This window comes from Aeromonas sp. FDAARGOS 1419, from assembly GCF_019047045.1.
In the GTDB taxonomy this organism is placed as follows: domain Bacteria; phylum Pseudomonadota; class Gammaproteobacteria; order Enterobacterales; family Aeromonadaceae; genus Aeromonas; species Aeromonas veronii.
In genome coordinates, this window is record NZ_CP077209.1 from 3,723,937 (window position 1) to 3,735,000 (window position 11,064).

An 11,064-nucleotide genomic window follows, 5' to 3' on the forward strand; every position below is an offset into this window, starting at 1 on the left:
TCAAAAATGGCAATCGTTAAGTGCAAGCCTACTTCTCCGGGCCGCCGCCACGTCGTCAAGATCGTCAATCAAGAGCTGTACAAGGGCAAGCCCTTCGCCGCTCTGCTGGACAGCAAAAGCAAGTCCGGTGGTCGTAACAACAACGGCCGTATCACTACCCGTCATATCGGTGGTGGTCACAAGCAGCACTACCGTATCGTCGACTTCAAGCGCGACAAAGACGGTATCCCGGCTAAAGTAGAGCGCCTGGAATACGATCCGAACCGTACCGCTAACATCGCTCTGGTGTTGTATGCAGACGGTGAGCGTCGTTACATCCTGGCTCCGAAAGGCCTGAAAGCTGGTGACGCGATCGCTTCTGGTGCTGATGCAGCCATCAAGGTAGGTAACGCCCTGCCGATGCGCAACATCCCGGTTGGTTCTACCGTTCACGCTGTAGAGATGAAGCCTGGTAAAGGTGCCCAGCTGGCTCGTTCCGCTGGTACTTTCATCCAGATCCTGGCTCGTGAAGGTAACTATGTAACTCTGCGTCTGCGTTCCGGCGAAGTACGTAAAGTTCTGGCCGAGTGCCGCGCTACCATCGGCGAAGTCGGTAACTCCGAGCACATGCTGCGTCAACTGGGTAAAGCCGGTGCAAACCGCTGGCGTGGTATTCGTCCGACCGTTCGCGGTATGGCGATGAACCCGGTTGACCACCCGCACGGTGGTGGTGAGGGTCGTAACAAGGGCATGCAGCCTGTGTCCCCATGGGGCCAGAAGGCTAAAGGCTTCAAGACCCGTAAGAACAAGCGTACCGACAAGTACATCGTACGTCGTCGTAACAAGTAATTGTTAACATAGAGGAATCACCATGCCACGTTCTCTCAAGAAGGGTCCATTTATCGACCTGCACTTGCTGAAGAAGGTAGAGAAAGCGGTGGAAAGCGGGGATAAAAAGCCGGTTAAAACCTGGTCCCGTCGTTCAATGATCATCCCGAACATGATCGGTTTGACCATCGCTGTCCATAATGGTCGTCAGCACGTTCCGGTTTTCGTTACCGAAGAAATGATCGGTCACAAACTGGGTGAATTCGCACCGACTCGTACTTATCGCGGCCATGCTGCTGATAAGAAGGCTAAGAAGCGCTAAGGGATAAATGATGGAAGCTATCGCTAAACACCGTTATGCCCGTACTTCTGCCCAGAAAGCTCGTCTGGTAGCCGATCAAGTACGTGGTCTGTCCGTAGACAAGGCTCTGAACATCCTGACCTTCAGCCCGAAAAAGGCTGCTGTTCTGGTGAAGAAAGTGCTGGAATCTGCCATTGCAAACGCTGAGCACAACGAAGGCGCCGATATCGACGCGCTGCGTGTTGCTACTATCATGGTCGACGAAGGTCCCTCCATGAAGCGCATCCGTCCGCGTGCCAAAGGTCGTGCGGATCGTATCCTCAAGCGTACCGCTCACATCACTGTAGTGGTATCCGACGCTAAGGCTGGGAGATAAGCAATGGGTCAGAAAGTACATCCTAATGGCATTCGCCTGGGTATTACCAAGCCTTGGAATTCTACCTGGTTCGCGAACACCAAAGACTTCGCTGACAACCTGTACAGCGATTTTCAAGTACGCCAGTTCCTGACCAAGGAACTGAAAAACGCGTCCTTGTCCAAGATCACCATTGAGCGTCCGGCCAAGAGCATCCGTGTGACCATTCACACCGCTCGTCCGGGTGTTGTCATCGGTAAGAAAGGCGAAGACGTTGAGAAGCTGCGCAAAGCTGTAGCCACTATTGCTGGCGTGCCTGCTCAGATCAACATTTCCGAAGTCCGCAAGCCGGAGCTGGATGGCAAACTCGTTGCCGACAGCATCACTTCCCAGCTGGAGCGTCGTGTAATGTTCCGTCGTGCTATGAAGCGCGCCGTACAGAACGCAATGCGCCTGGGTGCCAAGGGCATCAAAGTGGAAGTTTCCGGTCGTCTGGGCGGCGCTGAAATCGCGCGTACCGAATGGTACCGTGAAGGTCGTGTGCCGTTGCACACCCTGCGTGCCGACATCGACTACGCAACTTCTGAAGCCCACACCACTTACGGTGTGATCGGCGTTAAAGTTTGGATCTTCAAGGGCGAAGTTCTGGGCGGTCTGGCTGCTGTTAACGCTGCCGCTGCTCAAGAGCAAGCTCCTGCAAAGCCCAAGCGTGACAACAAGCGCCGCGCTGCTAAGTAAGGAGATTCGGTAAATGTTGCAACCTAAGCGTACTAAATTCCGCAAGACCCATAAGGGTCGTAACCGCGGTCTGGCCACCTCTGGTAACGAAGTATCCTTCGGTACCTTTGGCCTGAAGGCGACATCCCGTGGTCAACTGACTGCTCGTCAAATCGAAGCAGCCCGTCGTGCCATGACCCGTCACGTTAAGCGTCAAGGTAAGATCTGGATCCGTGTGTTCCCGGACAAGCCCATCACCGAAAAGCCCCTCGAAGTTCGTATGGGTAAAGGTAAGGGTAACGTGGAATACTGGGTTTGCCCGATCCAGCCTGGCAAGGTTCTGTACGAGATGGACGGTGTACCTGAGGCTCTGGCGCGTGAAGCGTTTGCCCTGGCCGCAGCTAAGCTGTCTGTTCAGACCACTTTCGTAATTAAGACGGTGATGTGATGAAAGCCCAAGATCTGCGTCAAAAGAGCGTCGAAGAACTGAACCAGGAGCTGCTGGGCCTGCTGCGTGAGCAATTCAACATGCGCATGCAAGCGTCCACCGGCCAGCTGGCTCAGACTCACACTCTGAAACAAGTGCGTCGTGACGTCGCACGTATCAAGACTGTACTGACTGAGAAGGCAGGTGCGTAATGACTGACAAGATCCGTACTCTGCAAGGTCGTGTAATCAGCGACAAGATGGACAAGTCCATCACTGTTGCTATCGAGCGCAAGGTAAAGCACCCGATCTACGGTAAGATCATCAAGCGCACTACCAAGCTGCACGTGCATGACGAAAACAACGAGTGCAAAGCTGGCGACCTCGTGGAAATCCGCGAATGCCGCCCGCTGTCCAAGACCAAGTCCTGGACCCTGGTTGCCGTTGTAGAAAAGGCCTAATCGGTACTTTGTAGTCCAAGCGGCCCCTTTCAGGGGCCGTTTGTTTTTTAGGCTACCTTTTCTGAAAATCCTGTGTTATAGTTTCGCGCCTTTTGAAGGCAGCCAGATCCCATTAGGGATAAGAAGTAAACAAAGCGGAGCACTAAGATGATCCAGATGCAAAGTATGCTGGGTGTTGCCGACAACTCCGGCGCTCGCAGTGTAATGTGTATTAAGGTTCTGGGTGGCTCGCACCGCCGTTACGCCGGCATCGGCGACATCATCAAGGTTTCCATCAAGGAAGCCATTCCTCGCGGTAAAGTGAAGAAAGGTGATGTGTATAACGCGGTGGTCGTACGCACCCGTAAAGGCGTTCGTCGTCCGGACGGCTCTGTCATCCGTTTCGACAACAATGCGGCTGTGTTGCTTAACAACAACCAACAGCCAATCGGTACTCGTATTTTTGGCCCGGTGACCCGTGAACTGCGTAATGAGAAGTTCATGAAGATTGTGTCCCTGGCACCCGAAGTACTGTAAGGAGTCGAACGATGGCAGCTAAAATCCGTCGCGAAGACGAAGTGATTGTTCTTACCGGCAAAGACAAGGGCAAGCGTGGCAAAGTCACTCAAGTCCTGATTGCAAAAGGTAAGGTAATCGTGGAAGGCATCAACCAGGTGAAGAAACACCAGAAGCCGGTACCCGCACTGGGTCAGGCTGGCGGTATCGTCACCAAAGAAGCCCCCATCGATGTATCAAACGTAGCGCTGTTCAACTCTGCCACTGGCAAAGCTGACCGCGTTGGTTTCCGGATTGAAGACGGCAAAAAAGTCCGTTTCTTCAAATCCACCGGCGAACTTGTGAAGTAATTGGAGTTTAACGATGGCGAAACTGCATGATTACTACAAATCCGATGTAGTAAATGAACTGTCCAAGCAGTTCGGTTACAAGACTATCATGCAAGTCCCTCGGATCGAGAAAATCACCCTGAACATGGGTGTTGGTGAAGCGATCTCTGACAAGAAATTGCTGGAAAATGCTGCTGCCGATATGGCTGCCATTTCCGGTCAGAAGCCGCTGATCACCAAAGCTCGCAAATCTGTTGCGGGCTTCAAGATTCGTGAAGGCTACCCGATAGGTTGTAAAGTAACCCTGCGTGGCGAGCGTATGTGGGAGTTCCTGGAACGGCTGATCTGCATCTCCGTACCGCGTATCCGTGACTTCCGTGGCCTGAACGCTAAAGCGTTCGACGGTCGTGGTAACTACTCCATGGGCGTGCGTGAGCAGATCATCTTCCCGGAAATCGACTATGACAAAGTCGATCGCGTCCGTGGTCTGGATATCACCATCACCACTTCCGCGAATACCGATGAAGAAGGCCGTGCTCTGCTGGCTGCCTTTAACTTCCCATTCCGCAAGTAAGGTTAGGGTTATGGCTAAAACATCCATGAAAGCGCGCGAAGCAAAGCGTGCCAAGCTGGTAGCCAAGTACGCGACCAAGCGTGCCGAGCTGAAAGCTATCATCGTTGACATGAACGCTTCTGAAGAAGCGCGTTGGGATGCTGTACTGCAACTGCAACAGCTGCCCCGTGATTCCAGTCCGTCCCGCCAGCGTAACCGTTGCAATATTACTGGTCGTCCGCACGGTTTCCTGCGCAAGTTTGGCCTGTCTCGCATCAAGGTGCGTGAGCATGCCATGAAGGGCGAAATTCCGGGCCTGAAGAAGGCTTCTTGGTAACGAATCTCGGGAGTTAGACTTATGAGCATGCAAGATCCGATCGCGGATATGCTGACCCGCATCCGTAACGGTCAGGCGGCGAGCAAAGTTGCGGTTTCCATGCCTTCTTCCAAGCTGAAAGTGGCTATCGCCAAAGTGCTGAAAGAAGAAGGTTACATCGCTGGCTACTCCGTAGCTGGTGACGTGAAGCCGGAACTGGAAATTGAACTGAAATATTTCCAGGGCAAGCCAGTTGTAGAACTGATCCAACGCGTAAGCCGTCCAGGCCTGCGTATTTACAAGCGCACTACTGATCTGCCGAAAGTTATGGGCGGTCTCGGTGTTGCTATCGTGTCCACGTCTAAAGGTGTGATGACTGACCGTGCTGCTCGCAAAGCAAGCATGGGCGGTGAGATCATCTGCTACGTCGCTTAATAGGAGGTAGGAAATGTCTCGTGTTGCTAAGGCACCCGTCACTATTCCTGCTGGCGTAGAGGTGACTCTGAACGGCCAGGAACTGACCATCAAAGGTGGTAAAGGTTCTCTGGTTCGCTCTATTCACGCCGGTGTAGAAGTGACCAAAGAAGACAATGTACTGAAGTTCGCCCCGCGCGGCAGCATCGCTGGTGCTGACGCTCAGGCCGGTACTGCCCGTGCATTGGTCAACAACATGGTAATCGGTGTTACCCAAGGCTTCGAGCGCAAGCTGCAGCTGGTTGGTGTAGGTTATAAAGCCTCCATCAAGGGCAATGCTGTTGCGCTGGCTCTGGGCTTCTCTCACCCGGTAGAGCATGCGCTGCCGGCTGGTGTGACCGCTGAGTGCCCGACTGCTACAGAAATCGTTCTGCGTGGCGTCGACAAGCAGCTGGTTGGCCAAGTCGCCGCCGATATCCGTGCTTACCGCGCTCCGGAGCCCTACAAGGGCAAGGGTGTACGCTATGCCAACGAGCAAGTGCGTACTAAAGAAGCTAAGAAGAAGTAAGGTAACACTATGGACAAGAAAGCAGCTCGTCTCCGTCGTGCTACTCGTGCTCGGAAAAAGATGCAGGAACTGGGAGCTACCCGTCTGGTTGTTCACCGTACCCCGCGTCATATCTATGCGCAGGTTATTGCAGCCAACGGTTCCGAAGTTCTGGCCTCTGCTTCCACAGTAGAGAAAGCCATCAGTGAAGCTCTGAAATACACCGGTAACGCAGATGCTGCTACCGCTGTAGGTAAGGCTATCGCTGAGCGTGCTATTGCCAAAGGCGTTCAGAACGTATCTTTCGATCGTTCCGGTTTCAAGTATCACGGTCGCATCGCTGCCCTGGCAGCTGCCGCACGTGACGCTGGTCTTCAGTTCTAAGCTAGGAGTCGAAGATGGCTAAAGTCGAATCTCAAGCCGGCGAACTGCAAGAAAAGCTCATTGCAGTAAACCGTGTTTCGAAAACTGTTAAAGGTGGTCGTATCATGTCCTTCACCGCGTTGACCGTGGTGGGTGATGGTAACGGCCGTGTAGGTTACGGTTACGGTAAAGCCCGTGAAGTTCCGGCTGCTATTCAAAAAGCAATGGAACAGGCTAAGCGTAACCTGAACAAGGTTGAGCTGAACAACGGCACTCTGCACCACCCGGTGCGTGGTGTTCACTCTGGCTCCACCGTGTTCATGAAGCCGGCCTCCCAAGGTACTGGTATCATTGCAGGCGGCGCCATGCGTGCTGTTCTGGAAGTTGCCGGTATCCACAACGTGCTGGCCAAGACCTACGGTTCCACCAACCCAATCAACGTTGTTCGCGCTACTGTAGACGCTCTGGTTCACGGTCAATCACCGGAACAGATCGCTGCCAAGCGTGGTCTGCGCGTTGAAGAAATTCTGGGGTAATGCGACATGGCTAACACTGTAAAAGTAACTCAAACTCGCAGCTCTATCGGCCGTCTGCCAAAGCACAAGGCGACTCTGCGTGGTCTGGGTCTGCGTCGCATTGGTCACACCGTTGAGCTGGAAGATACTCCTTGCGTACGCGGCATGATCAACCAGGTTTATTACATGGTTAAGGTGGAGGGCTAAGCATGCGTCTGAACACTCTGTCTCCGGCCGCTGGTTCCAAGCCTGAAAAACAACGTCGTGGTCGTGGTATCGGCTCCGGCCTGGGCAAGACTGGTGGTCGTGGTGTTAAAGGCCAAACCTCTCGTTCCGGTGGCGGCAAAGTTCGCAACGGTTTCGAAGGCGGCCAGATGCCTTTGAAAATCCGTCTGCCGAAGTTCGGTTTCTTCTCTCGCAAATCTTTGGTTTCTGCCGAAGTGCGTCTGAACGAAATCGCCCTGGTAGAAGGTGATGTGGTCGACCTGAGCACTCTGAAGCAAGCCGGTGTTGTTACTAAGAACATCGTGTTCGCTAAAGTTGTTCTGTCAGGCAACATTGACCGTGCTGTGACCGTTCGTGGTCTGTCCGTCACCAAAGGTGCACGCGCAGCCATCGAGGCCGCTGGCGGTAAAATCGAGGAATAATCAGTACAATGGCTAAGAAACCAGGATTGGATGTTAAAGCACAGGGTGGTCTGAGTGAACTGAAGAGCCGTCTGCTCTTCGTTCTCGGGGCGATTATCGTTTTCCGTGCAGGCTCTTATGTGCCGATTCCTGGTATTGACGCCGCCGTACTGGCCGAGTTGTTCCAGCAACAGAAGGGCACCATCATTGAGATGTTCAACATGTTCAGTGGTGGTGCACTCTCGCGTGCTTCTATTCTTGCGTTGGGGATCATGCCGTACATTTCGGCGTCGATCATTATCCAGCTGCTGACAGTGGTTCACCCCGCTCTTGCTGAACTCAAGAAAGAAGGTGAATCCGGCCGTCGCAAGATTAGCCAATATACCCGTTGGGGCACGCTGGTTTTGGGAACTTTCCAGGCCATTGGTATTGCAACCGGTCTGCCGAATATGATGCATGGACTCGTGACTAATCCGGGTCTGGGCTTCTATTTCACAGCGGTTGTGAGTCTGGTCACCGGTACCATGTTTTTGATGTGGTTGGGTGAACAGATTACCGAGCGTGGGATTGGTAATGGTATCTCGTTGATTATTTTCACAGGTATCGTTGCTGGTCTGCCGCATGCCATTGGCGCTACGGCCGAACAGGCACGTCAAGGGGAATTGCACATCCTGCTGTTGTTGTTGCTGGGCTTGATTGTTTTCGCAGTGACTTACTTTGTGGTGTTCGTGGAGCGTGGTCAGCGTCGTATCGTCGTTAACTATGCCAAGCGTCAACAAGGCCGCCAGGTATTTGCCGCGCAAAGCACACACCTGCCGTTGAAAGTGAATATGGCTGGTGTGATTCCTGCGATTTTCGCATCCAGTATCATCCTCTTCCCGGGGACCATTACCTCTTGGTTTGGTCAGGGCGAGGGTAAAGTAGCTGATATCCTGCAACAGGTCTCTATGGTCCTGCAGCCGGGTCAACCGCTTTACGAGATGCTGTATGCAGCAGCCATTATCTTCTTCTGCTTCTTCTATACCGCGCTGGTGTTCAACCCCCGCGAGACAGCAGATAATCTGAAGAAGAGTGGAGCCTTTATCCCGGGGATTCGCCCGGGCGAGCAGACAGCACGTTACATCGATAAGGTTATGACTCGCCTGACATTGGCAGGTGCGCTCTATATAACCTTTATCTGTCTGGTACCCCAGTTCTTGATGACTGCTTGGAACGTACAGTTCTACTTCGGTGGCACTTCGCTGCTGATTATCGTGGTAGTTATCATGGACTTCATGGCTCAGGTACAAACCCATATGATGTCTCATCAATATGGCGACGTCCTGAGGAAGGCCAACCTGAAGGGCTACGGCCGCTAAAGGTCGGCGTAGTTACGGAGTTAAGCAATGAAAGTTCGTGCTTCCGTTAAGGCAATCTGCCGTAACTGCAAAATCATCAAGCGTCACGGTGTGGTGCGTGTGATTTGCAGCGAGCCAAAGCATAAACAGCGCCAAGGCTAATTTTTTACGGTTAGTACTTGCAACAAATAGTTGTGCTGGCTAATATAGCCAGCCAACTTTTGTTGTGTATTGGTTGACCGCCACGTATCCGCTCACGGGCTTTGTGGTGGTCGTAATCTACTATATGTAGGAGTGAATAGTGGCCCGTATCGCTGGCATTAACATTCCTGACCATAAGCATGCAGTCATCGCTTTGACTGCGATTTATGGCGTCGGTCGTACCCGCTCCAAGGCCATCTGTGCCGCAGCCGGTATCGCTGAGAATGTGAAAATTAAAGACCTGGACGAAGCTCAGATCGAGAGTCTGCGTGAACAAGTAGGTAAATTCACCGTTGAAGGTGACCTGCGTCGTCAGATTTCCATGAACATCAAGCGATTGATGGATCTGGGTTGCTACCGTGGTTTGCGTCACCGTCGTAGCCTGCCTGTTCGTGGTCAACGTACCAAGACCAACGCTCGTACCCGTAAGGGTCCGCGCAAGGCTATCAAGAAGTAACGGGAAGGTAGAAAATGGCTAAAACTCCGACTCGTGCTCGCAAGCGCGTTAAAAAGCAAGTGAGCGACGGTATTGCGCACGTTCATGCATCTTTCAACAACACAATCGTGACCATTACTGACCGTCAGGGCAATGCTCTGTCTTGGGCTACTTCTGGTGGTTCCGGTTTCCGTGGTTCTCGTAAGTCCACCCCGTTCGCTGCTCAGGTAGCTGCCGAGCGCGCTGGTGAGATGGCCAAAGAATATGGCGTCAAGAACCTGGAAGTCATGGTCAAAGGTCCGGGTCCCGGTCGTGAGTCTTCCATCCGCGCCCTGAACGCGGCTGGTTTCCGCATCACTAACATTACTGATGTGACTCCGATCCCGCACAACGGTTGTCGTCCTCCCAAGAAGCGCCGCGTATAACGCTGTAGCTACTTGGTCTAGGATTGTTGGAGAAAGAAGATGGCAAGATATATCGGTCCTAAGCTTAAGCTTAGCCGTCGTGAGGGCACCGACCTCTTCCTGAAGTCAGGTGTTCGTGCGATTGATTCTAAGTGCAAGATTGACACCGCCCCTGGTCAGCACGGTGCGCGTAAAGCGCGTCTGTCCGACTACGGTGTTCAGCTGCGCGAGAAACAAAAAGTTCGTCGTATCTACGGCGTATTGGAAAAACAGTTCCGCAACTACTACCGCGACGCTGCCCGTCAAAAGGGTAACACCGGTGAAAACCTGTTGCAGCTGCTGGAAGGTCGTTTGGACAACGTTGTTTACCGTATGGGCTTCGGCGCTACCCGTGCTGAATCTCGTCAGCTGGTGAGCCACAAGGCCATCATGGTAAACGGTCGCGTTGTGAACATTCCTTCTTTCCAGGTTTCCCCTGAGGACGTGATCTGCGTTCGTGAGAAGGCTAAGAAGCAAGCGCGTATCAAAGCTTCCCTGGAAGTTGCTGGTCAGCGTGAGAAGCCGACTTGGGTAGAGGTTGACGCCGCTAAAATGGAAGGTGCTTTCAAGCGTCTGCCAGAGCGTTCCGACCTGTCTGCCGACATTAACGAACAGCTGATCGTCGAGCTTTACTCCAAGTAAAGCTAGCTTCTAAAGAGAGGACACAATGCTGGGTTCTGTAACAGATTTTCTTAAACCGCGGCTAGTTGACATCGAGCAAGTTAGCCCGACTCATGCGAAAGTGACTCTTGAGCCACTCGAGCGTGGCTTTGGTCACACGCTGGGCAATGCCCTGCGTCGTATTTTGCTGTCATCTATGCCCGGTTGTGCAGTTACTGAAGTCGAAATTGACGGGGTACTGCATGAGTACAGCAGCAAAGAAGGTGTACAGGAAGACATTCTTGAAATCCTGCTCAACCTGAAAGGTATCGCTGTGAAGCTGGAAGGCAAGGACGAGGTAACTCTGTCCCTGACCAAGTCTGGAACAGGCCCCGTTACCGCTGGTGATATCACTCACGGTGATGAAGTCGAGATCGTAAACCCGGAGCACGTAATCTGCCATCTGACTGGTGCCAATGCTGAAATCAGCATGCGCCTGAAAGTTCAGCGCGGTCGTGGTTATGTGCCTGCTTCTGCTCGTGTTCACAACGATGACGAAGAGCGTCCTATTGGTCGCCTGCTGCTGGACTCCGCGTTCAGCCCCATCGTTCGTATTGCCTACAATGTTGAGGCAGCACGTGTGGAACAGCGTACCGACTTGGACAAGCTGGTCATCGACATGGAGACCAATGGTACCCTGGATCCTGAAGAAGCCATCCGTCGTTCTGCCACTATTCTGGCCGAGCAACTGGAAGCCTTCGTGGATCTGCGCGATGTCAGCGTGCCCGAGAAGAAAGAAGAGAAACCCGAGTTTGATCCGAT

At 53.0% G+C, this 11,064-nt stretch carries 23 protein-coding genes (1 of these 23 only partly in view); all 23 read left to right on the plus strand.

From position 1 onward, the window contains the following. Nucleotides 1-6: 6 nt before the first annotated feature. Nucleotides 7-828 (plus strand): 50S ribosomal protein L2, encoded by an 822-nt coding sequence (gene rplB, locus I6L49_RS16920; protein WP_005340614.1) that lies wholly within the window; start codon nucleotides 7-9, stop codon nucleotides 826-828. Nucleotides 829-850: 22 nt separating this feature from the next. Next, nucleotides 851-1,129, plus strand: coding sequence for a 30S ribosomal protein S19 (gene rpsS, locus I6L49_RS16925; RefSeq protein WP_005307960.1), 279 nt, complete (start codon nucleotides 851-853; stop codon nucleotides 1,127-1,129). Nucleotides 1,130-1,139: 10 nt separating this feature from the next. Beyond that, nucleotides 1,140-1,484: a 50S ribosomal protein L22 gene (gene rplV, locus I6L49_RS16930; RefSeq protein ID WP_005319741.1), complete on the plus strand. Its 345-nt coding sequence runs from the start codon at nucleotides 1,140-1,142 to the stop codon at nucleotides 1,482-1,484. A gap of 3 nt (nucleotides 1,485-1,487) precedes the next feature. Continuing rightward, nucleotides 1,488-2,201, plus strand: coding sequence for a 30S ribosomal protein S3 (rpsC, locus tag I6L49_RS16935; RefSeq protein WP_005307962.1), 714 nt, complete (start codon nucleotides 1,488-1,490; stop codon nucleotides 2,199-2,201). Between the two features lie 13 nt (nucleotides 2,202-2,214). Further along, on the plus strand, nucleotides 2,215-2,628 hold the full coding sequence (gene rplP, locus I6L49_RS16940; protein ID WP_005340612.1) for a 50S ribosomal protein L16: 414 nt from the start codon (nucleotides 2,215-2,217) through the stop codon (nucleotides 2,626-2,628). Continuing rightward, nucleotides 2,628-2,819, plus strand: coding sequence for a 50S ribosomal protein L29 (gene rpmC, locus I6L49_RS16945; RefSeq protein WP_005307965.1), 192 nt, complete (start codon nucleotides 2,628-2,630; stop codon nucleotides 2,817-2,819). Before rplP ends, rpmC begins: the two co-directional genes overlap by 1 nt. Continuing rightward, complete coding sequence (rpsQ, locus tag I6L49_RS16950; RefSeq protein ID WP_005307966.1) at nucleotides 2,819-3,067, plus strand: 30S ribosomal protein S17; 249 nt, start codon at nucleotides 2,819-2,821, stop codon at nucleotides 3,065-3,067. The genes rpmC and rpsQ overlap by 1 nt, the downstream gene beginning before the upstream one ends. 147 nt (nucleotides 3,068-3,214) lie before the next feature. After that, complete coding sequence (gene rplN / locus I6L49_RS16955) at nucleotides 3,215-3,583, plus strand: 50S ribosomal protein L14 (RefSeq protein ID WP_005307975.1); 369 nt, start codon at nucleotides 3,215-3,217, stop codon at nucleotides 3,581-3,583. An 11-nt stretch (nucleotides 3,584-3,594) separates the two neighbouring features. Further along, nucleotides 3,595-3,912, plus strand: a complete 318-nt coding sequence (gene rplX / locus I6L49_RS16960; RefSeq protein WP_005307977.1) for a 50S ribosomal protein L24 — start codon at nucleotides 3,595-3,597, stop codon at nucleotides 3,910-3,912. Nucleotides 3,913-3,925: 13 nt separating this feature from the next. Then, entirely contained in the window at nucleotides 3,926-4,465 is a 540-nt protein-coding gene (rplE, locus tag I6L49_RS16965) for a 50S ribosomal protein L5 (RefSeq protein WP_005331162.1), read from the plus strand. A gap of 10 nt (nucleotides 4,466-4,475) precedes the next feature. Further along, entirely contained in the window at nucleotides 4,476-4,781 is a 306-nt protein-coding gene (gene rpsN, locus I6L49_RS16970) for a 30S ribosomal protein S14 (protein WP_005340609.1), read from the plus strand. Between the two features lie 21 nt (nucleotides 4,782-4,802). Next, the gene (gene rpsH, locus I6L49_RS16975; protein ID WP_005307980.1) at nucleotides 4,803-5,195 is read left to right on the plus strand and encodes a 30S ribosomal protein S8; all 393 of its coding nucleotides are present in this window, start codon (nucleotides 4,803-4,805) and stop codon (nucleotides 5,193-5,195) included. A gap of 13 nt (nucleotides 5,196-5,208) precedes the next feature. Then, nucleotides 5,209-5,742: a 50S ribosomal protein L6 gene (gene rplF / locus I6L49_RS16980; protein WP_005340607.1), complete on the plus strand. Its 534-nt coding sequence runs from the start codon at nucleotides 5,209-5,211 to the stop codon at nucleotides 5,740-5,742. A 9-nt stretch (nucleotides 5,743-5,751) separates the two neighbouring features. Then, on the plus strand, nucleotides 5,752-6,105 hold the full coding sequence (gene rplR / locus I6L49_RS16985) for a 50S ribosomal protein L18 (protein WP_005340606.1): 354 nt from the start codon (nucleotides 5,752-5,754) through the stop codon (nucleotides 6,103-6,105). A gap of 14 nt (nucleotides 6,106-6,119) precedes the next feature. Continuing rightward, entirely contained in the window at nucleotides 6,120-6,620 is a 501-nt protein-coding gene (gene rpsE, locus I6L49_RS16990; protein WP_005340605.1) for a 30S ribosomal protein S5, read from the plus strand. A 6-nt stretch (nucleotides 6,621-6,626) separates the two neighbouring features. Then, entirely contained in the window at nucleotides 6,627-6,806 is a 180-nt protein-coding gene (rpmD, locus tag I6L49_RS16995; RefSeq protein ID WP_005307985.1) for a 50S ribosomal protein L30, read from the plus strand. Nucleotides 6,807-6,808: 2 nt separating this feature from the next. After that, a complete protein-coding gene (rplO, locus tag I6L49_RS17000) occupies nucleotides 6,809-7,246 on the plus strand; it encodes a 50S ribosomal protein L15 (protein ID WP_005340604.1) in 438 nt (145 codons plus the stop codon). 8 nt (nucleotides 7,247-7,254) lie between these two features. Further along, nucleotides 7,255-8,583, plus strand: coding sequence for a preprotein translocase subunit SecY (gene secY / locus I6L49_RS17005; RefSeq protein ID WP_005340602.1), 1,329 nt, complete (start codon nucleotides 7,255-7,257; stop codon nucleotides 8,581-8,583). 27 nt (nucleotides 8,584-8,610) lie between these two features. Then, a complete protein-coding gene (gene rpmJ, locus I6L49_RS17010; protein WP_005319705.1) occupies nucleotides 8,611-8,724 on the plus strand; it encodes a 50S ribosomal protein L36 in 114 nt (37 codons plus the stop codon). 139 nt (nucleotides 8,725-8,863) lie between these two features. Further along, nucleotides 8,864-9,220, plus strand: coding sequence for a 30S ribosomal protein S13 (gene rpsM / locus I6L49_RS17015; RefSeq protein WP_005307991.1), 357 nt, complete (start codon nucleotides 8,864-8,866; stop codon nucleotides 9,218-9,220). Nucleotides 9,221-9,234: 14 nt separating this feature from the next. Beyond that, on the plus strand, nucleotides 9,235-9,624 hold the full coding sequence (gene rpsK / locus I6L49_RS17020; protein WP_005307993.1) for a 30S ribosomal protein S11: 390 nt from the start codon (nucleotides 9,235-9,237) through the stop codon (nucleotides 9,622-9,624). 39 nt (nucleotides 9,625-9,663) lie between these two features. Continuing rightward, nucleotides 9,664-10,284: a 30S ribosomal protein S4 gene (gene rpsD, locus I6L49_RS17025; protein WP_005340600.1), complete on the plus strand. Its 621-nt coding sequence runs from the start codon at nucleotides 9,664-9,666 to the stop codon at nucleotides 10,282-10,284. 25 nt (nucleotides 10,285-10,309) lie between these two features. Next, nucleotides 10,310-11,064, plus strand: the 5' portion of a protein-coding gene (gene rpoA / locus I6L49_RS17030) for a DNA-directed RNA polymerase subunit alpha (RefSeq protein WP_005307997.1). It continues 235 nt past the right edge of the window; only the first 755 of its 990 coding nucleotides appear in the window; the start codon lies at nucleotides 10,310-10,312; the stop codon falls past the right edge of the window.

What these genes read in the sequence shown, in the direction of transcription:
- rpsE (WP_005340605.1), top strand. Translation starts at nt 6,120, where the DNA reads ATGGCTAAAGTCGAATCTCAAGCCGGCGAACTGCAAGAAAAGCTCATT.
- rplO (WP_005340604.1), top strand. Translation starts at nt 6,809, where the DNA reads ATGCGTCTGAACACTCTGTCTCCGGCCGCTGGTTCCAAGCCTGAAAAA.
- secY (WP_005340602.1), top strand. Translation starts at nt 7,255, where the DNA reads ATGGCTAAGAAACCAGGATTGGATGTTAAAGCACAGGGTGGTCTGAGT.
- rplV (WP_005319741.1), top strand. Translation starts at nt 1,140, where the DNA reads ATGGAAGCTATCGCTAAACACCGTTATGCCCGTACTTCTGCCCAGAAA.
- rpsH (WP_005307980.1), top strand. Translation starts at nt 4,803, where the DNA reads ATGAGCATGCAAGATCCGATCGCGGATATGCTGACCCGCATCCGTAAC.
- rpsN (WP_005340609.1), top strand. Translation starts at nt 4,476, where the DNA reads ATGGCTAAAACATCCATGAAAGCGCGCGAAGCAAAGCGTGCCAAGCTG.
- rplB (WP_005340614.1), top strand. Translation starts at nt 7, where the DNA reads ATGGCAATCGTTAAGTGCAAGCCTACTTCTCCGGGCCGCCGCCACGTC.
- rpmC (WP_005307965.1), top strand. Translation starts at nt 2,628, where the DNA reads ATGAAAGCCCAAGATCTGCGTCAAAAGAGCGTCGAAGAACTGAACCAG.
- rpsC (WP_005307962.1), top strand. Translation starts at nt 1,488, where the DNA reads ATGGGTCAGAAAGTACATCCTAATGGCATTCGCCTGGGTATTACCAAG.
- rplN (WP_005307975.1), top strand. Translation starts at nt 3,215, where the DNA reads ATGATCCAGATGCAAAGTATGCTGGGTGTTGCCGACAACTCCGGCGCT.
- rpsK (WP_005307993.1), top strand. Translation starts at nt 9,235, where the DNA reads ATGGCTAAAACTCCGACTCGTGCTCGCAAGCGCGTTAAAAAGCAAGTG.
- rpmD (WP_005307985.1), top strand. Translation starts at nt 6,627, where the DNA reads ATGGCTAACACTGTAAAAGTAACTCAAACTCGCAGCTCTATCGGCCGT.
- rplR (WP_005340606.1), top strand. Translation starts at nt 5,752, where the DNA reads ATGGACAAGAAAGCAGCTCGTCTCCGTCGTGCTACTCGTGCTCGGAAA.
- rpsQ (WP_005307966.1), top strand. Translation starts at nt 2,819, where the DNA reads ATGACTGACAAGATCCGTACTCTGCAAGGTCGTGTAATCAGCGACAAG.
- rpsD (WP_005340600.1), top strand. Translation starts at nt 9,664, where the DNA reads ATGGCAAGATATATCGGTCCTAAGCTTAAGCTTAGCCGTCGTGAGGGC.
- rplF (WP_005340607.1), top strand. Translation starts at nt 5,209, where the DNA reads ATGTCTCGTGTTGCTAAGGCACCCGTCACTATTCCTGCTGGCGTAGAG.
- rpmJ (WP_005319705.1), top strand. Translation starts at nt 8,611, where the DNA reads ATGAAAGTTCGTGCTTCCGTTAAGGCAATCTGCCGTAACTGCAAAATC.
- rplP (WP_005340612.1), top strand. Translation starts at nt 2,215, where the DNA reads ATGTTGCAACCTAAGCGTACTAAATTCCGCAAGACCCATAAGGGTCGT.
- rplE (WP_005331162.1), top strand. Translation starts at nt 3,926, where the DNA reads ATGGCGAAACTGCATGATTACTACAAATCCGATGTAGTAAATGAACTG.
- rpsS (WP_005307960.1), top strand. Translation starts at nt 851, where the DNA reads ATGCCACGTTCTCTCAAGAAGGGTCCATTTATCGACCTGCACTTGCTG.
- rplX (WP_005307977.1), top strand. Translation starts at nt 3,595, where the DNA reads ATGGCAGCTAAAATCCGTCGCGAAGACGAAGTGATTGTTCTTACCGGC.